Raw genomic sequence first — 22,301 nt, 5'->3', positions numbered from 1 at the left:
CCTGCTCCCCGCTGTGGAATGCGCCTCCACGGTCCCGTTTCGGACCCCAGTATGCATCCAGGCCACCAGGGCGACAGCCGGCCTGTGCATGTGGATCGTCGATCGAGCCACAGCTCGCTCCTGCGGAAGGTCGATCGTGCAAGGGGGTCTATGTTCACACGTGTGCAGCGTGGCTGTACGACGGCTGCTACAACGAGCTTGACTTCCGGATCGCTCTTGGATTCTCTAGATCCCGCCATGCGCCTACCTTTTCGCTGCCTTGGGATCCTCGCGGCCAGCCTTTGCGCCGGCTGTTTCATCGATAGTGTGCGGCCTGGGGCCGAGGCCACCGACCTCGTGGGCGGGCATTACGAGTCCGGCGAAGATGCGGCTCCAGAGGAAGAGACGACTCCCACCCCTCCACAGAAGGGTGAGACAGATACGAGCGAGTCGAACGATGAGGCTGACTCGCCTCCGATAGATACGGAGGGGCAGGCGGGCGGTCCGATAGAGGATGATCCGATAGAGGATGATCCGATAGAGGATGAGCCGATGGAGGATGGTCCGATAGAAACGGATGGTCCGATAGCGCCGTTGCAACCCGACCGGTCGCCAGTTGTGCACGATCCGGGGACGTGTTTGCCCTCCACGGTGCAGGAGGGGGACGATTTTTGTTCGGCGCGCCAGGTGTGCACCGGTAACACGATCACGGCGAACTGCAGGATTATCGGTGGGGTTGTCAGCTGTGTTTGTCAAGACAGCTTTGGCGGCGGGAATGCCTTCTCGCTTCCGAGCTTGTCTGCCGGGGTATGTGGCCCGATCCTCGAGGCGTGCAAGGTGGGGAATCTTGTATACGGCGAGCCCGTGTGCGCCGAGCCGATCACGCAGGTCTTTGACAGCGTTTGCCAGACCGACCGCAGGTGTGAGGTTCCGCTGATGGTGGGAGCGATCAGCGCTTTTGCTTACGACGATCAGCAATCTTTCTGCACCGCCAGAAGCGCCGGTGGGATGAACTGCACCTCTTCCACCGAGGCCCGTTATACATCGTACCACCTCGCGGAGAACGACCTGGAAGCGGGCTGCGAGCAAGCCCTCGCGGTATGTGTCTCCGGAGACGACGCGTCGCCCTTCACCGAACCTCCGAGCTGTGCGCCGACTGACCAGGGGCAAGCAGAGGATTCCTGCATCCTCGGTACGTCCTGCATTTACTCGGCAGACCTCGGGGGCGGTGTCACGCAAACTGCGGCGGCTGGTTACGTCATCAACTGCGGCGCAGACGCCGGAGGCAGCGCCTGGGGATGCAGGTGTTCGGACAACCGGAACAGTGTGTATTTCGACATTCCCAACAATGCCTCCGGCTCGGAGATCTGCACGAACCTGGCAGAGCCATGCAAGTCACTTCATCCCGAGACGGTTTTTCGCGATGCCACATGCAGCCAGTTTCACCGAACTGCGAGCCGTGGCGTCTGCTATTCCGAGCTCGATTGCCAGCGGCCGTCCAGCTTGGGAGGTCTGGATGTCGTGTTGCACGCGTCGTTGAACATCAGCTGTAAGCAGGAAGATCCGGCATTCGGGTGGCAGTGCGAGTGCAGCGGAGCGGACCGTCACGTCGTCACCGTCGACGCCGAAGACGCGCTGGGCGCCTGTGACACCGCCGCCGCACCGTGCCAAGAACTGGCAAAACTGAGCGCGACCTCTGCGACCGCTGAGTGACGCGTCCGGTGTCAGGGATGCATCGCCGGCCCACCACCCGCGCGATGGCTCTCGCCAGTCCTCGCGCTTGACCGGCGCGACCAGCGCCGTATTCTCGAGCCGTTCGGGCGCGCCGACGACCGGCTGAGCCACGCCGCCATGAAAAAACATCAGCGCTTCTTCGGTACCAGGAAACACGCCGCGGTCTTCGTCACGCTCGCCCTTGCCGCTGGCGCGGTCGCCTCCGGCTGCAACGGGAGCGACTCTCCCGAAGAGCCCACGGGCGGCACGGGGGGAACGTCGAGCTCAAGCGGAACGGTGAGTGGCTCTGCGGGAACGGGCGGCTCCCCCTCCACGCAGGGATCCCCTTGCCCGGAGCCGACGGGAGCCGGCACCGTTCACGATACGTTGTTCATCGAAGCGGACGAGACCTGGACGGCCGAGGCGAGCCCGCATCACGTTCCTTCGAGCATCGCCATCCGCGGAGCGACCGTGACGGTCGAAGCGTGCGCGGTCGTCGTCATCGGTGAAGACCAGACCATCGAGATTGGCGATTCGTCCGGGGAGCCCGCTGCGCTGCGCGCCACGGGAGAGGTCGACGCAGGCACCCTTCGCCCCGCCACTTTCACCTCGGAGGGCGATGGCTCCTACTTCGGCAGCCTCTGGGTCGACGTGACGGGGGCGCTCGAGCTCGAGAATACCGTCATTGTCGGGGGCGGCAGCGTGAATACGGGGACCACGAACGGTGCCATCGTCGCCATGGGCCCTCTCGGCCTGCCAGCGAACGACAGCGTGCACCTGGTGAACGTCACCGTCTCGGACTCGGCCGGGATCGGCGTCCATCTGGGCGACTTCACGGCATTCTCGGCGGACTCGGATGGCCTCGCCATCGAGGGGGCCGGCGCCGTGACGCCGGTCGGCAGCGAAGAGACCCTCTACCCGCTGGCGGTGACCACGGCTGCGTTGAGCTCGATCCCGCGCGGAGACTACGTGAACAACGCGCGCGACGCGGTCCTTGTCGACGCGGCCGATCGGTATCCCGCCGACGTCGTGCTCCGGGATCGCGGCGTGCCGTATGTCTCCGCAGGCGACTTCCACCTCGAGCCCGACGACGCGAACGCCCTCGATTTCACGATCGAAGCGGGGGTCACTGTGGCATTCCCAGCCGAGTCACGTCTGGCACTCGGCTCGGCCTCGGGCCCTGTGCGCGTCGTCGCGCAGGGCACGGCGGCCAAGCCCATCGTCTTCACTTCGGTGAAGGACACGAAAGCCGCCGGGGATTGGGTGGGTGTCGATTGGGGGGGAGCGCCGGCAGGCGGCAACGTGTTCGACTTCGTGCGGATCGAGTATGCGGGCGCTCCTTCGCAAATCTCGAGCTTCGGATGCGGCCCGAACGCCAACGACGCGGCGCTCATCCTCACCGGCTGGCGCCCGGACGGCGCCTTCATCGAGAACTCGAGCTTCGTCGACTCGGCGGGGGGCGGCATCGTGAGCGGGTGGGACTCGGACCAGGCGGGCCCCGATCTGACGTCGAACAACGTATTCGAGGGCCTCGCAGCGTGCAGCGTCACTCAGCCGAAGGTCAGCGGGGCTTGCCCCGGTGCCGACGCCACGCCGGACTGTTATTGACGCCTCGGGCAGAAGTCCGATTTCATCCTGGAAACCCGGGTATGGGCTGAGCCATTCACCGCGCGGCGGGAAGCGCTGGCGGCATGGCGCCGAGCCGCACGCGACGTCGCGCGGACGGCTGTTCCTTCGGGCGCGACGGGCGCTGGCCGACGCGGCGCAGCTTACTTGGTCGGCTGGGCCGCCGGCTCGACGACGCAGCGGATCCCGAGGAACCCGCAGCGGTACGTCGCCTCGAAGCCTCCCGGCCGCGCGGACCTGACGAGCGGCGCGATGCCGTCGCGCCAGCTGCCGCCGCGGGCGATGCGCATCTTGCCCTTGCCGTCGTTGGCGCTGGTGGTCCACTCGAAGACGTTGCCCGCCAGGTCCTGGATGCCCTGCGGGCTCGCGCCGGCTGGGAAGCTCCCCACGTCGCACGCGGTCTTGCGCGCGGTGCCGCCGCCGGACCAGCAGAGCTGATCCTTCGGGGCCTCCTCGCCCCACGGATACGGCCGCGCCTCCTCGCCGCCGCGGGCCGCCCACTCCCACTCGTCGTCGCGCGGCAACCGCTTGCCCTGCGCCGCGCAGTAGGCCTGGGCCTGCGAGAAGTCGACGCAGACCATCGGCAGCTTCTCCTTGCCGGCCACGCCGTAGGTCGACGCCTCCTTGGCGCAATCCGCGAATGTATCCGTGCACTTGCCAGCCTTGACACACGCCGCGAAGGACTCGGCCGTGACCTCGGTCCTGTCGACGCAGAGGTCACCCACGGTGGCCTTCACCTTGAGCGGGCCCATCACGAAGCTGCCGCCCGGGACCCGGGCCATGCTGTCGGGGCAGCCGTCCGAGGGCTTCGCTGCCTCGGCGGGCGCGGCGGGCGGCTCGGCGCCGGGCTGCCCGGCGCTCGCCTGCGCCGAGGCCGCTGTCGGCTCGGGCTGGGGCGGCGCCGGGGCGAGCGCCGCCCCGGTCGAGGCCGGGTTCGTGGCCGTGGGCTGCGCAGCGGTCGCCTGAGCTGCGGGCAGGCCGCCGGGAGCCGCGGGGGCGGCGCCGCACGCGGCGGCGAGGACGCCGGTCGCAGCGGCAAGGAGGAACAGCGAGGAGATGGCGCGGAGCGTGGTGTGGGATCGCATGGTGTCTCAGGAGGCGGTCACGGTCGGCGCCGGCTCGTCTTCCAGCCATTGCTCCTGGATGACGATCGCCGGCAACAAGGTGAACGGCCCGTCGTAGCCCGGGCCGAACGTCAGGATCTGGATCACCCGCCGATCGCCGCGGCGGATCGGGAACATCACCTCGCCCCCGCGCGGGAGCTCGCTGCCGCCGCGGGCCGGATCGATCCAGAAGGCCACGCCCTCGGACTTCCCGCCGAGCAGCGAGATGGCCGAGACGGTGAGCTCCGGGCAGCGGATGCGCAGCCACTCCCTCGCCCTGTACGCGCGGCAGCCCGCGGCCGCGGGGCCGGCGCGGGAGAGGCGGACGCGGGGCGCCGCCTTCCACTCGACGGCCGTGGGCTGCTTGGACGGTTCGGGCGGGAACGGCGCGGCGTCGAGGGGCAGCTCGTCGCCGGCATCGGTCGCGCCGGCGTCGGTCGCCGTGGCGTTCCTCGCGCCGGCGTCGGTCGCGGCGCTCGCCGCGGCCTTGGGCGCGCCGCCGGGCTGCGCGCCTGGCGCCCCGGACGCCGCGGCCAGGACGGAGGCCACGCCAGCACCCATCAAGGCGAGCAGCACGGAGCGCGGCCTCATAACGTCTCCAGGAACGCCACGAGCGCCGCCCTGTCCTCGGGCGACAGGTGGCTGGTCTTGCCCATCCAGTCGGCGTTCTGCTCGATGAGCTCCGCCAGCGTGCCGGCGCGCCCGTCGTGAAGGTAGGGCGGCCGGCCTCCGACGAAGCGCAGCGACGGCGTCTTGTACTCGGGGCGCGGATCCTCGTCGTAGCCCGGCGGCGGCGGTCGCTTCGGCATCGGGTACGCCGTGCGATCGGTGTAATCGCTCGTGGGCACGTGGCAGCGGGAGCACTTCGCCTCGTCGCTCTGGAAGATCTCCCGGCCGCGCTTCACGCGCTCGTCCGGCGCCCCCTCGGCGCGCGGCGGCGTGACGAGGCCCCGGCGGAGGAACATCGCCAGATAGGTCGCCCGCGCCGCGAGGCCGGCCGGCGTATGGTCGATCGGCAGCCCGCCCCAGCGGTGCAGCCCCATGCCCGTCTGGAGCCTGCTGACGAGGTCCTCGCTCTCGCCGTGCCAGCCGTACGGCCCAGCCGCGCCCACGTTGCCGGCGAGCATCGGGGTGCGCCGCGGAACCCCTCGCTTCTTGGCGACCTCGGGGATGTTCTCCAGCCGTCCGACGAAGTTCGCGTGCTCGCCGTCGGCCGTGCTGAAGGTGGCCTCGCGCCAGACGTACCCGTCGTCGCGCCCGTCGGGGTGGCATCCCGCGCAGCCGAGATTGCCGCTCACCGTGGCGTCGAGCGCGCTGTAGAAGAGCCGGCGGCCCTTCGCGACCTCCGGGCCGAGCGGATCATCGGCGAGGTGCACGAGCGCCGACGGCCCTTCCGTCACGGCAGCCGTGGATGACGCGGGCGCGGGGCTGGCCGCGCCCGTCTGGCCCGCCGCTCCAGCGGGCGCCACGCCCGGGCCCGCCGCCGCGTCGTGCAACCGGAGCGCCGCCACGTCGCCGGTCGATCGGCAGAAGACCCACGCCGTCGCCTCGTCCGCGGAGAGCGCGAGGCCTGTCGGCGCGCCGCACGTGCCAGCCACGCGGATGTGCGGATCGTAGCGGCCGCCGACCGGGTAGCTCCTTACGATCGCGAGCGTCGGATCCACCGCGGTCGCGTCCACCTCGAGCACGAGATCGTCGCCCTCGCCCGCGACGAGCAGCGTGCGCGCGCCTTTGCGGTACGCCAGGGCGCGCGGCTGGGTGACGGGCGTGACGCCCGCGCCTGGCAGGGTGATCACGCTCTCCGGGGTGATCACCTGCTCCGCGAACGCCGACCGGAGCACCGGCAGGTTGCCGTGGTGCGGCGGGGCGAGCGGCTCGTCCCGGCCCGTGATCAGCACGTCCACCGTCGCGGCGCCGAACCACGCGGCGTGGCCCATGGCGCCGAGCGCGTGCCGCGCCGCGAACAGGCGCCGCCCGTCCTCGGAGAGCGAGAGCGCATACCCCAGCGACGCGGCGAGCCGCTCGCCCGACGGCGCGCGCAGCGGCGAGGCGGGCAGGGCGACGCGCCGGACCTTCGGCGCCCCGCCGAGATCGTCGATCCTCGTGAGATCGGCGCCGACGAGGTGGCTGACGTACGCGGCGCTGCCGTCGGGCAGCACCGCCACGCCCCGCGGCTCGCGCGCCACGTCGACGGTCCACCGCGTCTGCTTGGTCTCGAGGTCGACGGCCGAGACCTTGTGGGTCCACGCCGAGGTCACGATCGCTGTCTTTTCGTCGGGCGTGACCGCGATGCCCCACGCGTCGGCGGGCAGCGGCACGCGGCCCACCTCGACGAGGCCGGCCGCAGGATCCGCCCGGAAGATCAGCAGCAGCCCCGGGTCGCGGACGGTGGCGAGCACACGCGCTTCGTGTCCGCCGAGCGCGAGCACCTGCGCGGGCCTGCCTGGCGCGGGGATCCCGGCGCCGGGCCGGGCGGGGTCGAGCGGCAGCGGCACGACGCGCACGACGCCGTGGTCCTCGTCGGCCACGTAGAGCGCGTCCTCGCGCGCGGCGCGGGACAGGGCGCCGCCCTCGCGGACCGGCGCGCGCAGCGGCGCGGCCGCGGACGGGGGCAGGGGAGCCGCCGGGGCGCCCGCGCCGCTGGCCGAGGAGCTCGCGCTGCCGGCCGGGCCAGGCCCCGCGTCGGTGCCGGGCGTGGGGCCGCGGGAGCAGGCGCTCGCGGCGAGCGCGAGGAGCGCGGCAAGGTGGCGTGTCGCGGGGAAGGTGGGCAAGGGATCGCCGGATGTTCGCGCGCCCTCGCGCCCCGGGTCAACGGCCGCGCTGCGAAAGGGCACGACGGCGCTGCTTCCTCATCCCCCTCCTCCGGTTCCGGTCATGGAGTCATGCGGTCGTCCGCGGGCATCCGGGTGACGCCCGCCGCGCCGAGATCATGTCGCGGCTCCGGCATCGACGCGCGGCTCGGCGTTCCGCCACACGAGCGTGCGCCACGCGCCCCGCTCGAAGATCTCCGGTCGACGCTCGGCGAGGAGCGGCGCATAACGCGCCACGATCTCCGGAACGTCGGTGGACACGAGCCCCGAGAGGATCAACGTCCCGCGGGGAGCCAGGCGAGCCACGATCCGAGGGGCGAGCGCCGTGAGGACGTCGCGAAGGATGTTGGCCACGACGATGTCGAACGTCCCCTCCGGCCACGTCGCCGCGAAGCTCACGCGCGCTTCCACCGCGCTCCGCCGTGCGTTGTCCGCCGCGATCGCGTTGGCGGCGGCGTCGATGTCGACCCCGATCGCCTCGCCGCCAAGCTTCGCGGCGCCGATCGAGAGGATCCCCGTCCCGCTCCCGACGTCGAAGAGGCGGAAGCCGCTGCGTGGCGCGAACGACGCGAGCGCCTGAAGGCACATCCGCGTGCTCTCGTGCCGGCCGTCGCCGAACGCGTGGCTCGGGCCGAGGACGATGGTGCGCTCGTCGACCTCCGCGTCCCGCGGACCGGTGATCACGCGAAAGCGAGGCGGCACTTCAACGAGGGTCGAACGGTCGCTCATTCGTCGTCGAAGTCTGCCACCGCGGCGGCCGGGGCGTCATCCGTGCGGTGGGCCTCGGAGGCGCCGAGCGGCGGGGGTTCGCGGGGCGCCGACCCGGCCCTGCAGCGAGCGCGCTGACCCGGGCGTGGCGCGATCACCAGCGGGTCCAGCGGGAGATCCGCTGCACGCGCGTATAACCGCTCCCGTCGTCGGAGAGCCCGTACGACGTCGCGTCCGGCGTGCTGATGTGCGGGCCCCAGCCCTCGTCCTCGATCGGCTCATCGGCGTCCGCGCCGAGGTTGTAGACGAAGCAGTACCCGTAATGCTGTGTGACGCCCGCATAAGCGCTCGCGCAATTGCCGTCGTCCTTGGTGTCTGCGTCGAAATCCGGCGACGACCACCCGGTGGCGAATTGCCACGAAAAGAGGTGTTCATCGCCGCCGATCCGTATCGGCGCGAGGAGTTGCATGGTCTCGGTGTCGATGCCCTCGGCGGTCGCGTGCATCACCTCGGCGACGGTCCCTGCGATGTCCTCGATCTCGTCGCGGTATTCCCGGCCGGTGATGTACAGCGACGGCTGGTAATGGTTGTCGCCGAGCGACGGCGTCCCCTTGGCGGCGAGCCGATCGGCATACAGGATCTTCCAGAACGGGAGCGTCGCGCCGTCCGCTGACCCGACGCTGTTGTAGAGGAGCGCCCAGCGATCGCCGTCCACAGGCTCACCGCAGTAGACCTCGACCTGCTCCTGCGGGCCGGGCCCGTCGGGATCGAGCGCGTAGACGCCGCTCGGGGCGCTCGCGGGGACGGCGCCGCACCGGTCGTAGACGCACCCTGCGCTCGCCTCCTCGGCGCAGTCTTGCCCGCCGGCGCCCCCGCCACCCCCTCCGCCCCCGGCGCCCCCGCCGGCGCCCCCGCCCGCCTCCAGGTGATAGGGCCCATCGAGCCCCGCGAGGGACGTACACCCGCACGCCAGAAGGCACGCCGCCGCCCCCACCCACGTCGCGGACCCGCTCGTCATCCTCGCTCCCATGACCTGCTGCCTGCCGCATCACACCCGCCGGACCGGCGTGGCGCTCCTCCTGCGCCGCGCGGACGCTACAGCCTCACCCCAGACCTGGCAAGCCACCGCTCCGTTCGCGACGCTTCCCGACCGCGCTCGCCCGGGCGCGCCGCTGCCACGCAGTCATTGAAACTGAAGAAGGCGACGTGACCAACGCAACCAACGCAACGAACGCGAAGTGAATGAAGAAAAAATATCCTACAGAAACTTCATAGAAACAGGCGCCCATGCATCGTCCTTGGCAAATCATGGGCCCGTGTATGGCTGAGGCCATCCAGGGCGCACGCCCGCGGCGAGATCGCGCTCACCCTGCCGATCCCACCGCGGAGCTGGCCTGGAACACCAATCACGTTGATCAAGCGAGAAATAAGCCGCCAAGACGCCATAAGACGCCAAAAAACACAAAATTCTTGGCGTCTTATGGCGTCTTGGCGGTTCGAAATTCTGCGCTTTTCAGGCAGTTTCAACGCAGCCCGTCCAGTCTGCCCCGACCGGCGGGCGTGTCTCTCTCCATGCGCCCGAGGCTCCACGGTCATCCCAGCAAAGGATCTTTGGAATGAAGAGACGAGAACCTGCGAGTGAGGCCCCGAGCGCCGCGCCGCTCGACCGCCGCCATTTCCTCGGCGGTGCGCTCGCGCTCGGGGGAGCCGCGCTCCTCCCCGCTTGCGAATCGCGGTCCGAAGCGTCGGCGAAGCCCGCGGCGACCGCCGCGCCCGTCATCCCGGACGCCGCCAGGCCGGAGGTGTCCGATCTGCGCTTCGGCATCATCGCGCTGACCGACTGCTCTCCTCTCGTGATCGCCCACGAGAAGGGGTTCTTCAAGAAGTATGGCATCAATGCGACCATCGTGAAGGGCGCGAGCTGGGCGGCGATCCGCGACTCGCTGACGAACGGGGATCTCCAGGCGACGCACATGCTCTTCGGCATGCCGCTCGCCTCGACGATGGGGCTCCTCGGATCCCCGAAGAAGCCCATGGTCATCCCGTGGCTGCTCAACCGCAACGGCCAGGCGCTCACGATGAAGAGCGACCTCCGGGGCAAGGTGGCCGGGGATCCCAAGGCGCTCAAGCCGTTCGTCGACGAGGCGAAGGAGAAGGGGGCGCCCATGACCTTCGCGATGACGTTCCCGCCGGGAACGCACGCCATGTGGACCCGTTATTACCTGGGCGCGGGCGGCGTCCACCCGGACAAGGACGTCGCGCTCGTGACCATCCCGCCCGCCCAGATGGTCGCCAACATGAAGGTGGGCAAGATGGACGGCTTCTGCGTCGGCGAGCCGTGGAACGCCAGGGCGATCGCCGACCAGATCGGCTACACGGCCCTCACCACCCAGGAGCTCTGGAGGGACCACCCCGAGAAGGTGTGCGCGTTCACCGCGGAGTTCGCCGACAAGAACCCGAAGACGGTGAAGGCGGTGATCAAGGCGCTCCACGAGGCGAGCGTCTGGCTGGACAGGCTCGACAACCGCCCCGAGCAGGCGGACATCGTGTCGAGGCCCACGTACATCAACTGTCCGCCGGAGCTCATCCTCGGCCGGCTGCAGGGGCACTACGACTACGGCGACGGGCGCAAGAAAGAGGACAAGGACTACATGATCTTCAGCGAGCGGGGCTGCAATTACCCGCAGCCCAAGTACGCGCTCTGGTGGCTCAGCCAGTTCCGCCGATGGGGCATGGTGGAGGGGAAGCCGGACTACGAGGGCGTCGTCAAGCAGGTCATGCGCCCCGATCTCTACGAGGAGGCGATGAAGGAGCTCGGGGTCGCCCACGGCGGCAGGAGCGACGCGCCCGAGGCGCTGTTCGACGGCGTGACGTTCGATCCGAAGGACCCGGAGAAGTACGCGACGTCGTTCCCGGTCCACGCCCTGAAGGGATGAACCCACACCGCCGGGCCGGCGGGAGGCGCGGCGGCGGAAGCGGAAGAGGAGTGCTGCATGAGCGAGGCGAAGGCGATCTCTCCGAGGATTCGAGTCGACCACATGATCCTGCCCCTCTTCGGGGTGGCGTGCGTGATCGGTCTATGGGCCGCCGCGAGCAGCCTGTGGACCCAGGCGCTGCCCTCTCCGCTCAAGACATGGGAGGTGAGCAGGCCTTACATCTTCGAGCCGTTCGAGAAGCGGGGAGAGCTCGACCAGGGCATCCTCCGCTTCACCTGGTACTCGCTCCAGCGGGTCGCCAAGGGCTACACGCTGGCGATCCTCCTCGGGACGCCGATCGGGTTCTTCCTGGGCGCGTCGCGGCTGTTCAAGTCGAGCTTCGATCCCATCATCCAGATCCTCCGCCCCGTCTCGCCGCTCGCGTGGCTCCCGCTCGGCCTCGTGCTCTTCCAGAAGCCCGACCCTGCCGGCGTCTTCACCATCGCGATGTGCTCGATGTGGCCGACGGTCCTGAACACCGCGCTCGGGGTGCGATCGATCCCGCAGGACTACATGAACGTCGCCCGGGTGCTCCGGCTGTCGCGCATGAAGACGCTGTTCAAGGTGCAGCTCCCCGCGGCGCTCCCCTACATGTTCACGGGCTTCCGGCTCAGCCTCGGCATCGCCTGGCTGGTCATCGTCGCTGTGGAGATGCTGACCGGCTCGCCCGGGGTCGGGGGCTTCCTCTGGCAGGAGTACAACAGCCTCATCTACGAGCACATCATCCTGTGCATCATCACCATCGGCGTCGTCGGCTTCCTCCTGGACGCCCTGATGAGCCTCGTCGAGCGCCGGCTCAAGCTGGCGGGAGCGTGACGTCCATGCCGCTGGTCGAGCTCTGCAACGTCGGGAAGAGCTATGGCGGCGGGGCCACCCGCACCGAGGTGCTCAGGGACATCCACCTGGAGATCGAGAAGGGCGAGTTCGTCGCCGTGGTCGGCTATTCGGGCGCCGGCAAGACGACGCTCATGTCCCTCATCGCCGGGCTCCTCACGCCGGACACCGGCGAGGTCAAGCTGAACGGGAAGGCGATCGAGGGGCCGGGCCCGGACCGCGGCGTCATCTTCCAGAACTATTCACTCCTGCCCTGGCTCACGGTCTACGAGAACGTCTACCTGGCCGTCGACCAGATCTTCGGCGCCTGGTCCACAGAGAAGAAGCGAGAACACACCGAGCGCTACATCGCCATGGTGAAGCTCACCGAGGCCCGCGAAAAGAAGCCGGCGCAGCTCTCGGGCGGGATGCGCCAGCGGGTCTCGGTGGCGCGGGCGCTCGCCATGGATCCGGAGGTCCTCCTGATGGACGAGCCGTTCGGCGCGCTGGACGCGCTCACGCGCGCGACGCTCCAGGACGAGCTCGCGCGGATCTGGCGCGCCACCCGGAAGACCGTGCTCCTCATCACGAACGACGTCGACGAGGGCATCCTCCTCGCCGACCGGATCGTCCCGCTCAGCAAGGGCCCCCGCGCCACGCTGGGGCCCGGGATCACCGTCGATCTCGAGCGCCCTCGAGATCGCAAGGCCCTCAACCACGATCCGCGGTTCAAGGAGATCCGCGGCGCGGTGATCAGCTATCTGCTCGGCCCGGGCGCCGGGCCCAAGGCGCGCGAGAGCGCGCCCGACGCAGCGCGGAGCGCGGAGGCGGTCGCATGAAGAAGTACCTCGAGATCTGGAATGTCACGAAGACCTTTCCCACGCCGAAGGGCCCCTCGATCGTCGTCCGGAACTTCGACCTGAACCTGAGGAAGGGAGAGTTCCTGTCCCTCATCGGCCACTCCGGGTGCGGGAAGTCCACCGTGCTGTCGATGGTCGCGGGCCTCTCCGAGATCACGAGCGGCGGTATCGTCCTCGCGGGCAGGCAGATCCAGGGGCCTGGCCCGGACCGCGGGGTCGTGTTCCAGTCGCCCTGCCTCCTTCACTGGATGACGGCGCTCGAGAACGTCCTGCTCGGGGTCGAGCAGGTCCACCGGCAGAAGAGCAAGAAGGACTGCATCGAGATCGCGACGCACTACCTCGAGCTCGTGGGGCTCGAGGAGTCCCTGCACAAGAAGCCGCGCGAGCTGTCGTCGGGGATGCAGCAGCGGGTCGGGCTGGCGCGCGCCTTCGCCCTGTCACCCAAGATGCTCCTGCTGGACGAGCCCTTCGGCATGCTCGACTCGCTCACCCGGTTCGAGCTCCAGGAGGTGCTCATGAACCTGTGGGCAGAGGACCAGAAGACGGCGCTGATGGTCACGCACGACGTCGACGAGGCCCTGTTCCTGTCGGACCGCATCGCGATGATGACGAACGGCCCGGGGGCGCGGGTCGGCGAGATCCTGGAGGTCCCGTTCCCGCACCCGCGGGACCGTCAGGAGGTGCTGGAGGACCCGATGTACTATCCTCTCCGAGAGCGGCTGATCACCTTCCTCGAGGGCCAGGCCCACAAGGAGAAGCCCGCCGAGGAGAGCGCCAGAGAGTCCGTCCCTGAAGGCGCCGTGAAGACGGGGCGGTTCTGGAGCGCGCTCTGGAAGGGGACGAGGACATCGGCGTAGAGCGGGGGACAAGGAGAGCGGGCGGCCGTCGCCGGGCCGCTCTCATGAACGTGCCTCTCCAATCAGCCTGCATGTCCTCTCTTATCGAGGCATGCGACAGCGTCGCTTCCTCGTACGAGGGCTCTTTGCGACGAACCTCACCAAAACGCGGATTGCGGTCTCGCTGACCGTTCGGGGCAGAGGTCATCGCGTCCAAGCGAGCTCTGCGCCGCGCGCCTGTGCGCGCAGCGCTCACGACGCTCACCACCTCCGACAAAAATGGAGGGAGAGGGGCATGCCCTGAAACAAAAGCCATACGGACAAGCTGGAGTTGCGCGAATGTATCCTTTCTCCGACTGCGTCGGTTGCGGCAAGCGATCAAGCGAGGAAAGTGTATGCGCGTATCTCGAATCTTCGCGGCTGTCGGCATCGTATGGCTCTCTGGTGCCTGCGGCTCGTCCGAGGGCACCGGCTCGGGAGGCGAAGGTGGCATCGCCACCACGTCAGGGCCCTCCAGCGGCGCGGCCGGGGGCAGCTCCTCCGCCGGTGGCTCCGGGGGGGCCAACGCTGGCGGCGGCGGGATGACCGGAACGGGCGGCGCCGGCGCGGCGGCTGGCTCTGGAGAAGGCGGTGCGGGCGCGGGCACAGGCGTTGGCGGCGCCGGCGGTGCGGGCGGCGCGGGCGGCGCGCTCGCCAGCGGTACGGGCGCCGGCGGTGCGGACGGCGTCGGCGGTACGGGCGGTTCTGACACGGGGGTCGAGGTGCCGAGCTGCGCGCCTTTCGGGTCCACGTGCGCGCGCTCTGGAGATTGCTGTTCTGGCATCTGCGACAGCGCGACCAGCGCCTGCGCCTCGCCGCTCAGCGTCTGCCTCGGGACCGGCGCCGCTTGCGGCGAATCCTCGGAGTGCTGTAGCCTCAACTGCGCTTCGGGCAGGTGCAGCCCGACCGCCTGCCTCCCCGATGGCTCCGACTGCACTGCAGGCGGCGCCGCGTGCTGCAGCGGCATGTGCGTCGGCGGGACGTGCAGCGACGTCAACGGCGGCACCGCATGCCAGACGGGCGGCAACCCGTGCACCGAGGACAGCCAGTGTTGCTCCCAGCTCTGCGGGCGAGACAACCGCTGCGTCCTCTACTCCTCGTTCTGTGTTCAGCGCAACGACGCCTGCAAGGGCGACAGCGACTGCTGTACCGGCGTGTGCGTGAAGCGGAACACATCCGACCCCGCGGGCTACTGCGGCGCGGAGCCGTCGACGTCGAGCCGCTGCAACAGCGGCGGCATCGACGGTACGGTCTGCGACAGCTGCGGCTTCTGCTGCAGCCGCGTCTGCGCGCCGTACGGCCCCACCGGGATCGCCGTCTGCCAGCCGCCGAGCGGCTGCCGCGTGAACGGCGCCCTGTGCCGGCGCAACGAGGACTGCTGCGGCGGCGATCCCACAGCCGATCTGCCGGGCGCCGGCAATGTCGTCTGCGACAAGTCGGGGGATCCGGACGGGGAGATCGGCCGCTGCCGCAACCCGAACGGCTGTACACCCCAGGGCGGCGTCTGTCACTTCAAGGACAGCTATTGCTCGGATACGTCCACCAGCGCTCCCAATAACTGCTGCAACTACCTGGGCCACGCCAGCAATTGCCGCCTCGACGCCCTCGGCGTGCCTCGGTGCAACGCGCTCACGGCCTGCCGCCAGGCAGGCGAGGACTGCGCCTCCGCCGACGACTGCTGCGACGGCGCTCCCTGCGTGCGGAACAGCGAAACTGGCAAGCTCCAGTGTTATGACACACCCGGAGGGACGCCCCAATGTGTCATCGAGGGCGGACCCTGCACGAACAACGGCGACTGCTGCGTTGGAACGACGTGCGAGTACGAGCCGGGCTCTCTTTCGGGCACGTGCACGACGCCGGACACCCCGCCAGGCGCGACAGGGAGCTCGAGCGCGAGCGCGAGCGGGAGCTCGAGCGCGACCGGCGGAACGGGCGGCGCCGGCGGCGCTGGCGGCGGCGGTGGCTCGGACGGGGCAGGCGGCACCCCGCCGCGATGTGCCGAGTACGGGCAGCTCTGCAGCGCGACGTCCGACTGCTGCAACGCCGGAACCGTGCAGTGTTACAACGGCATCTGCCGCATTCCTCCGGGCTGACGCCGCGTTCGGGCGCGTTGACTCGTGGCGACTCACTCGTGTCGAGGAGAATGGATATGACCGGCAAGAACCGCGGGATCTACGCCCGCTCCTTGTTCCTGACGTCGCTCTGGTGCCTGGGCTGGGCGCTTGCGTTGGGATGTTCGGGATCGGAAGGCGGAACGGGCGGGGGCGGCGACGGCTCCGGAAACGCCGGCTCCGGAAACGGCGGCTCCGGCGGGGCGGACTCCGGTGGAACGGGCGGAGACCCCTCCCTCGGAGGCGGCTTCATCGCGACCGGGCCGGGCGCCAGCTCGGGCGGGGGGGAGGGCGGCGGCGACTGCGGCGGCCAGCAGGTCGACGCTCAGCCGCGGCAGGTTCACCTCGTGATCGTGCTCGATCGCTCCGACAGCATGACCAAAGCCTGGGAAGCGAGCGACCGATGGACGATGACGAAGGGCGCCCTCGGCACCGCGCTCGACGTGATCAAGGACAGGATGTCCGTCGGGCTTCAGCTCTTTCCCTCCGACGACCACTGCGGCATGGCGGCGGGGGAGGACCTGAGCGTGGCCGTGGCGCCGGGCGCGACCTCTGTCCCCGCCATCAAGACCCTCCTGGAGGCCACAGACCCCGGCGGCGCGACGCCGACCGCGGACGCCCTCGCGCGCGCCCTCGGGTACCTCACCGTGGGAGCCGGCGGCGCCCTCGAAGGCGACAAGTACGTCCTCCTGGCGACCGATGGCGGCCCCAACTGCAACCAGGAGCCAGCCATGACCTGCGAGGCCGCGACCTGCACCACGAACATGGATGGGGACTGCCCTTCGGGCGTGCCGAACTGCTGCGTCGCGGGCTTGACGGACGCGTGCCTGGACGACGCGCGCACGGTGCAGCAGGTGAAGGACCTGCGCGCGGCCGGTATCAAGACCTTCGTCGTCGGCATCCCCGGCGCGACGGCCTATGCCGCTGTGCTGGACCAGCTCGCCGTCGAGGGCGACACGGCCAGGTCGGAGACCTCACCCCGTTACTTCGAGGTGGTGGACGCGGCGAGCCTCGGCGATACGCTGACCAGCATCACGAGGGAGCTCGTGAGGACCTGCGAGCTCTCGCTGGAGACCGAGCCGCCGGACCGCGCGAAGGTGAACGTCTTCATCGACGAGCAGGTGCTGCCGAAGCCGGGCGACGACGGCTGGGATTACGACGACTCGACGACCCCGCCCACCATCGTGATCAAGGGCGCCACATGCGAGCAGGTGAAGTCCATGGGGGCGGAGAGCGTCCGTGTCGAGTTCGGTTGTCCCACCGTCGAGGTGCCGCAATAGCCTGCGCCTGTGACGCGCCCTCCCGGCGCACCGCGTGATCGACCTCCTGCAGCCCTCCGAGAGCCAGCCCACATCGCATGAAGCGGCGCGCCGGCGCCGTACTGCCGCGCTCGGCAACGGGCGCGAACACCAGACTCCGTCCCAATTGGATATCTAGCGCACAAACGCTGAAAAATATCATCCGGGACGAATGACTGCTGTGATTTCGATGATGACTCGGGCGCAGCGATCTAGACATAATCCGCCCATGGTGCGCTTGTGCGAGAACACCGTCCGTCCTGCCTGCTCGACGCGAGCACCAGCGTCGGCGGGCCGGCCCAGCGCCCCGGCGAGGTGAGATGCTCTCCGCGACCTGTTCCGTGAGCCAGCCGATCTACGTCGACTCGAGCATCGAGGTGTTCGAAGGGACCTGGGGTGACGAGCGCAAGCCTGCTGTCTTCAAGGTCCTGAAGAGCGAGTTCCCGAGCGCGCGCGAGCTCGCGGCGCTCCGGCACGAGTACAACGTGCTCTGTGCGCTCGACGTCGAGGGCGTCGTCAAGGCGTACGGGCTCGAGAAGCACAGGAACGGCCTCGCCCTCGTGCTCGAGAGGCCGAGCAGGACGACGCTCCACGACATCCTGCGCGCCGGCCGGCTGGAGCTCAAGGCGGCCTTGACGATCGCCCGCTCGGCGGCCCGGGTCCTCGACGAGTTTCACCGCCGCAAGGTGATTCACAAGGACATCAAGCCGCACAACCTGCTCGTCGACCCGGACACGCTCGAGGTCCACTTCGTCGGCTTCGGCATCGCGACGCTCCTGCCGCAGGAGATGCAGCAGGCGATAAGCCCCGAGGCGCTCGAGGGGACGCTCGCGTACATGTCGCCCGAGCAGACGGGCCGGATGAACCGCGTGATCGACCGCCGCACCGACCTCTACTCGTTCGGCGTGACGCTCTATCAGATGCTCACCGGCGTCCTGCCGTTCACCGGCAGCGACCCGCTGGATCTCATCCATGGCCACATCGCGCGGACGCCGGTGCCCCCGCCCGAGCAGGTCCCGGGCGTGCCCGACGCGGTCTCCCGGATCGTGATGAAGCTCCTCGAGAAGAACGCGGAGGATCGGTACCAGAGCGCCTTCGGGCTCTTCGCCGACCTCGACGCGTGCCTCCGCCAGCTCGCGACCACCGGCGCCGTGGCGCCCTTCGCGCTCGGCCTGCGCGACATCCCGGACACGCTGCGCATCCCGCAGAAGCTCTACGGCCGCGCCGAGGAGGAGCGCGCGCTGCTCGCCGCCTTCGAGCGCGCCGCAGGCGGGGAGGGTGAGCTCCTGCTCCTGTCGGGGTACTCGGGCATGGGCAAGTCGGCCCTGGTGAACGAGATCCACAGGGCCATCGCCCAGCGAGGCGGCTACTTCACCGCGGGCAAGTTCGAACAGCTGAACCGCGGGGCGCCGTACGCCTCGCTCGCGCGCGCCTTCCGGGAGCTCATCCGGCACATCCTCACCGAGCGGCCGGAGCAGCTCGCGCGCTGGAGCGCGGCGCTCGGCCGCGCGCTCGGGAGCAGCGGCCAGCTCCTCGTCGACCTCATCCCGGAGCTCGAGTGGATCATCGGCCAGCAGCCCCCGGTCCAGCAGCTCCCGCCGGCGGAGGCGCAGGGCCGCTTTCACGCGACCTTCAAGGCGTTCGTCCGCGTCTTCGCGACCGCCGAGCACCCCCTCGTCCTCTTCCTGGACGACCTGCAATGGGCCGACCCGGCCTCGCTCAAGCTGCTCCAGGTCCTGGCCGCCGATCCCGAGCGCGGCTACCTGCTCCTCCTCGGCGCCTTCCGCGACAACGAGGTGTACGCGGCCCACCCGCTCCGCGTCGCGCTCGGCGAGATCGAGAAGGCGGGCGCGCCGCTCCGCGAGCTCAAGCTGAGGCCGCTCGCCCTCGCCGACGTGAGCGCGCTGCTCTCGGACGCGCTCTCCGCGGCCCGCGACGACGTCGAGCCGCTCGCCCGCGTGGTGTTCGATCGGACCCAGAGCAACCCGTTCTTCGTGCGGCAGTTCCTGGGCTCGCTCCACGCGGAGGGCCTGCTCCGCTTCGAGGCGGGCGCCTGGACATGGGATCTCGATGGCATCCGGCGGCGCACGGTCACCGACAACGTCGTCGACTTCATGGCGCGCAAGATCGAGGAGCTCGATCCCGAGCTCGTGCGCGTCCTGCGCCTCGCGGCCTGCATCGGGCACGAGTTCGGCCTGCGCACCCTCGCGGTCATCAGCGAGCGGCCGGCGCACGAGACCGTGGCCGCGCTGTGGAAGATCCTGCAAGAGGGCCTGATCGCGCCCGTGGACACGGATTACCGCCTCGCCCACGCGGCCGACGACGAGGAGCGGACCGGCGTCGACTGGCGCGTCAACTACCGCTTCCTGCACGATCGCGTCCAGCAGGCGGCGTACTCGCTCATCAGCGAGGATCGCAAGCGCGAGGTCCACCTCAGCATCGGGCGGCTCATGCTCGCCAGCTGCGAGGGCGCGGCCCGGGACGAGGCGCTGTTCGACATCGTCAACCACTTCAACATCGCGGCGCCCATCGTGACCTCGCCCGCGGAGCAGGCCTCGGCCGCCGAGCTCAACCTCGCCGCCGGCAGGAGGTCCAAGGCCGCCACCGCCTACGAGGCCGCGGCCGGCTATTTCCGGGCGGGGCTCGGGTTTCTGTCCCACGGCGGCTTCGACGACCACTACGAGCTCGCCCTCGCGCTCCACAGGGAGCGCGCCGAGGTCGAGTCGCTCTGCGGCGCCTTCGAGGAGGCCGAGCGGCTCTGTACCGCGGCGCTCGCGCGCGCCCGGACGGCCATGGACAAGGTCTCTGTCCTCCTCGTCCAGGCGAACCAGTACCTGCTCCAGTGGCGCAATCACGAGGCGACCCTGGTCCAGAAGGCCGGCCTCCGGCTCCTCGGCTGTCCGATCCCCGAGGGCCGAGAGGAGGTCGCCGCGCTGCTCGAGCAGGAGCTCGAGGCGGTGCCCGTCCTCCTCGGCGGGCGCAGCATCGAGGAGCTCGCCCACGCCCCGAGGACGACGAACCCCGAGCACCCCGTGACGCTGGAGCTGCTCGTGAACCTGTTCTTCGGGGCCTACAACTCGAGCGACCAGACGCTCGCGAACCTCGCCATCGTGAAGATGGTGACGCTCTCGCTGCAGCACGGAAATAGCGATATGTCCGCGTTCGGATACGTCGCGTACGGCATGGTGGTCGGCCCGCTGCTCGGCGAGTACGAGACGGCCTATCGGTTCGGCAAGATGGCCGTCGAGCTCGCAGACCAGCTCGACAACCTCGTGCTCCGGGCCAAGACCTACCACATCTTCTCCGCGGACGTGCACAGCTGGACGCAGCCCCTGCGGAGGGCAGATCCCTATTACGACCGGGTCTACGACCTCGGGCTCCAGGCCGGCGACTGGACGGCCATGGGGTACATGATCAGCCAGAGCGGCTCGGACCGGCTCACCTACGGGATGAACCTCGCGGAGCTCTCGCAGCTCACCGAGATGCACCTCGCGTTCCTGCGGCGCGCCCGGAGCCATGACATCATCGATATCCTCCTCGCGGGCGTGATCCAGCCCCTCCGCTGCCTGCAAGGGCTCACGAGGGATCGGCTCAGCTTCGACGACGACGGGTTCGACGAGGCGTCCTACGCGGCGAAGCACGGCGGGTCGCCCTACCACATGGGGTGGCTGTATTACTCCAAGATCCGGAATGCCTACCTGTTCGGCGACAGGGCGCGTTTTGCCGATCTGATGCCGAAGCTCGCCGTGATCGAGAGCGCCTTGCCGACGCACGCCAAGGTGCCCGAGGCGACGTTCTACGCGGGCCTCATGCGGATCGCCGCCTGGGAGGGCGCCGAGGGCGCGGAGCGGCGGGAGCACGAGGAGCACCTGCTGCGGCTCCTCGGGCGGATGAAGCGCTGGGCCGACGCCGGACCCGACAACGTGCTTCACAAGCACCTGCTCCTGCTCGCCGAGCAGGCCCGCGTCGAGGGGCGGAGGGCCGAGGCGATGGACCTCTACGAGCGGGGCATCGAGGCCGCGCGGCAGGCCGACTACGTCAACAACCAGGCGCTCGGGAACGAGCTTTACGGCAGGTTCTGGCTCGCCCAGGGCCGGGCCGAGTTCGCGCACATCTTCCTGCGCAGGGCGGTTTACCTGTACGAGCGCTGGGGAGCGAGCGAGAAGGTCAAGGCGCTGCGCGTGGAGCTCGCGCCGGCCGACCCCTCGGCCCTGGGACAGGCTCCGCCGCTCTCGCCGACTGGCACCGCGCTCCAGGGCCTCGTCGCGGGGGAGAGCTTCGATCTCGCCACGGTCCTCACGACCGCGCAGGCCATCTCCAGCGCGATCGTGCTCGACAAGGTGATCGAGCAGGTCTTGCGCAACGTGATCAAGTGCGCCGGGGCGAGCCGGGGGTTCCTCATCCTCGCGCGCGGCGAGGCCTTGACGGTCGAGGCGATGATCGCGGTCGGCCCCGATACCGTGAGCCTGGGCCTGTCGATGCCCCTGGAGGCGCGCCTCGATCTGGCCCGCTCGGTCGTGCATTACGTGACGCGCTCTCGCGAGGCGCTCGTGATCGGGCGCGCGGAGGACGACCCGCGCCTCGCCGGCGATCCGCACGTGATCGCGCGCCGGCCGAAATCGATCCTGGGCTTGCCGCTCCTGCACCAGGGCCGGCTGAGCGGGGTGCTGTACCTGGAGAACCACCTCGCGGAGCACGCGTTCACCGCCGATCGCATCGAGCTCTTGCGGCTCCTGTCCTCGCAGGCGGCGGTGGCGGTCGAGAACGCGCTGCTCTACGCCGACCTCACGGCGGTGAGCGCCGAGCTCCGGGAGGCCAACGAGCGGCTGGAGCAGGAGGTGAGGGAGCGGACGGAGGAGCTCTCTCTGGCGAACGTGCGCCTCTCCGCGCAGAGCGCCGAGCTCCGGGAGGCCAATGTGCGCCTGCTGCACGAGCTCGGCGAGCGCGAGCGCGCCGAGGAGGCCCGGGCCGAGCTGCAAGAGGAGGTGATCCGGTTCCAGCGGGCGAAGATCTCCGAGCTGTCGACCCCGCTCGTACCCATCACGAACGACGTCATGGTCATGCCGCTCATCGGCACGCTGGACGAGGAGCGCGCGCACGACGTGCTCACGACCCTGCTCGACGGCGCGACAAGGAGCAGCACCCGGACCGTCATCATCGATGTTACGGGGATCAAGGGGGTCGATCAACGCGTGGCGAACGCCCTGCTCAACGCGGCGAACGCCCTCCGGTTGCTCGGGGTCCAGGCGGTGCTGACGGGCATCCGCGGCGAGGTCGCGCAGGCGCTCCTCCAGCTCGACATCGACATGTCGCGCATCGTGATCCGCGGGACGCTGCAGAGCGGGATCGCCTACGCCGTCGGCCGATCGGGCGGCATCAACGCGCCGAGCGCGCGGCGCTAGGGGTGCGGGAGCCGCGGTAGGGATCTCC

Annotated in this window: 14 protein-coding genes; 9 read left to right on the top strand and 5 right to left on the bottom strand. The window is 69.8% G+C overall.

The annotated features are described in order from the left end of the window. Positions 1 to 531 precede the first annotated feature (531 nt). Positions 532 to 1,692 (top strand): hypothetical protein, encoded by a 1,161-nt coding sequence (locus WME79_RS22835; protein ID WP_437538923.1) that lies wholly within the window; start codon positions 532 to 534, stop codon positions 1,690 to 1,692. A gap of 138 nt (positions 1,693 to 1,830) precedes the next feature. Further along, positions 1,831 to 3,300 carry a hypothetical protein gene (locus WME79_RS22830; protein WP_437538921.1) on the top strand — a complete coding sequence of 490 codons (1,470 nt, stop codon included), beginning with the start codon at positions 1,831 to 1,833 and terminating at the stop codon, positions 3,298 to 3,300. A 161-nt stretch (positions 3,301 to 3,461) separates the two neighbouring features. Here the strand turns inward: WME79_RS22830 and WME79_RS22825 are convergent, their stop codons facing one another. From WME79_RS22825 to WME79_RS22805, 5 genes are all read right to left on the bottom strand, one after another. Next, positions 3,462 to 4,403 (bottom strand): formylglycine-generating enzyme family protein, encoded by a 942-nt coding sequence (locus WME79_RS22825; protein WP_437538919.1) that lies wholly within the window; start codon positions 4,401 to 4,403, stop codon positions 3,462 to 3,464. Positions 4,404 to 4,409: 6 nt separating this feature from the next. Continuing rightward, on the bottom strand, positions 4,410 to 5,012 hold the full coding sequence (locus WME79_RS22820) for a hypothetical protein (RefSeq protein WP_437538917.1): 603 nt from the start codon (positions 5,010 to 5,012) through the stop codon (positions 4,410 to 4,412). Then, positions 5,009 to 7,255, bottom strand: coding sequence for a hypothetical protein (locus WME79_RS22815; RefSeq protein ID WP_437538915.1), 2,247 nt, complete (start codon positions 7,253 to 7,255; stop codon positions 5,009 to 5,011). Before WME79_RS22815 ends, WME79_RS22820 begins: the two co-directional genes overlap by 4 nt. 93 nt (positions 7,256 to 7,348) lie before the next feature. Continuing rightward, positions 7,349 to 7,960: a 50S ribosomal protein L11 methyltransferase gene (locus tag WME79_RS22810; protein ID WP_437538913.1), complete on the bottom strand. Its 612-nt coding sequence runs from the start codon at positions 7,958 to 7,960 to the stop codon at positions 7,349 to 7,351. 133 nt (positions 7,961 to 8,093) lie between these two features. Next, complete coding sequence (locus tag WME79_RS22805; RefSeq protein WP_437538911.1) at positions 8,094 to 8,957, bottom strand: fibrinogen-like YCDxxxxGGGW domain-containing protein; 864 nt, start codon at positions 8,955 to 8,957, stop codon at positions 8,094 to 8,096. Positions 8,958 to 9,555: 598 nt separating this feature from the next. On the opposite strand from WME79_RS22805, the gene WME79_RS22800 reads away from it, so the two are divergent. From WME79_RS22800 to WME79_RS22770, 7 genes are all read left to right on the top strand, one after another. Beyond that, positions 9,556 to 10,875, top strand: a complete 1,320-nt coding sequence (locus tag WME79_RS22800) for a CmpA/NrtA family ABC transporter substrate-binding protein (protein WP_437538910.1) — start codon at positions 9,556 to 9,558, stop codon at positions 10,873 to 10,875. A 57-nt stretch (positions 10,876 to 10,932) separates the two neighbouring features. Then, a complete protein-coding gene (gene ntrB / locus WME79_RS22795) occupies positions 10,933 to 11,730 on the top strand; it encodes a nitrate ABC transporter permease (RefSeq protein WP_012236667.1) in 798 nt (265 codons plus the stop codon). 5 nt (positions 11,731 to 11,735) lie between these two features. Next, entirely contained in the window at positions 11,736 to 12,566 is an 831-nt protein-coding gene (locus WME79_RS22790; protein WP_437539915.1) for an ABC transporter ATP-binding protein, read from the top strand. Further along, positions 12,563 to 13,444, top strand: coding sequence for an ABC transporter ATP-binding protein (locus tag WME79_RS22785; protein WP_437538908.1), 882 nt, complete (start codon positions 12,563 to 12,565; stop codon positions 13,442 to 13,444). Before WME79_RS22790 ends, WME79_RS22785 begins: the two co-directional genes overlap by 4 nt. Before the next feature lie 374 nt (positions 13,445 to 13,818). Then, positions 13,819 to 15,555 (top strand): hypothetical protein, encoded by a 1,737-nt coding sequence (locus tag WME79_RS22780; RefSeq protein WP_437538906.1) that lies wholly within the window; start codon positions 13,819 to 13,821, stop codon positions 15,553 to 15,555. A gap of 56 nt (positions 15,556 to 15,611) precedes the next feature. Then, on the top strand, positions 15,612 to 16,853 hold the full coding sequence (locus tag WME79_RS22775; protein ID WP_437538904.1) for a vWA domain-containing protein: 1,242 nt from the start codon (positions 15,612 to 15,614) through the stop codon (positions 16,851 to 16,853). A gap of 338 nt (positions 16,854 to 17,191) precedes the next feature. Further along, complete coding sequence (locus WME79_RS22770) at positions 17,192 to 22,273, top strand: AAA family ATPase (RefSeq protein ID WP_437538902.1); 5,082 nt, start codon at positions 17,192 to 17,194, stop codon at positions 22,271 to 22,273. The last annotated feature ends 28 nt before the right edge of the window (positions 22,274 to 22,301 follow it).

It is taken from the genome of Sorangium sp. So ce726, from assembly GCF_051521405.1.
Classification (GTDB): domain Bacteria; phylum Myxococcota_A; class Polyangia; order Polyangiales; family Polyangiaceae; genus Sorangium.
The sequence above is the reverse complement of the archived record's forward strand: the minus strand, read 5'-3'. Positions and strand labels throughout refer to the sequence as shown.

Excerpts from the sequence above, each read along its gene's own strand:
- WME79_RS22825 (WP_437538919.1), bottom strand. The coding sequence starts at position 4,403 with ATGCGATCCCACACCACGCTCCGCGCCATCTCCTCGCTGTTCCTCCTT.
- WME79_RS22785 (WP_437538908.1), top strand. The coding sequence starts at position 12,563 with ATGAAGAAGTACCTCGAGATCTGGAATGTCACGAAGACCTTTCCCACG.
- WME79_RS22800 (WP_437538910.1), top strand. The coding sequence starts at position 9,556 with ATGAAGAGACGAGAACCTGCGAGTGAGGCCCCGAGCGCCGCGCCGCTC.
- WME79_RS22805 (WP_437538911.1), bottom strand. The coding sequence starts at position 8,957 with ATGACGAGCGGGTCCGCGACGTGGGTGGGGGCGGCGGCGTGCCTTCTG.
- WME79_RS22780 (WP_437538906.1), top strand. The coding sequence starts at position 13,819 with ATGCGCGTATCTCGAATCTTCGCGGCTGTCGGCATCGTATGGCTCTCT.
- ntrB (WP_012236667.1), top strand. The coding sequence starts at position 10,933 with ATGAGCGAGGCGAAGGCGATCTCTCCGAGGATTCGAGTCGACCACATG.
- WME79_RS22810 (WP_437538913.1), bottom strand. The coding sequence starts at position 7,960 with ATGAGCGACCGTTCGACCCTCGTTGAAGTGCCGCCTCGCTTTCGCGTG.
- WME79_RS22820 (WP_437538917.1), bottom strand. The coding sequence starts at position 5,012 with ATGAGGCCGCGCTCCGTGCTGCTCGCCTTGATGGGTGCTGGCGTGGCC.
- WME79_RS22770 (WP_437538902.1), top strand. The coding sequence starts at position 17,192 with ATGCTCTCCGCGACCTGTTCCGTGAGCCAGCCGATCTACGTCGACTCG.
- WME79_RS22835 (WP_437538923.1), top strand. The coding sequence starts at position 532 with ATGGAGGATGGTCCGATAGAAACGGATGGTCCGATAGCGCCGTTGCAA.
- WME79_RS22830 (WP_437538921.1), top strand. The coding sequence starts at position 1,831 with ATGAAAAAACATCAGCGCTTCTTCGGTACCAGGAAACACGCCGCGGTC.
- WME79_RS22775 (WP_437538904.1), top strand. The coding sequence starts at position 15,612 with ATGACCGGCAAGAACCGCGGGATCTACGCCCGCTCCTTGTTCCTGACG.
- WME79_RS22790 (WP_437539915.1), top strand. The coding sequence starts at position 11,736 with ATGCCGCTGGTCGAGCTCTGCAACGTCGGGAAGAGCTATGGCGGCGGG.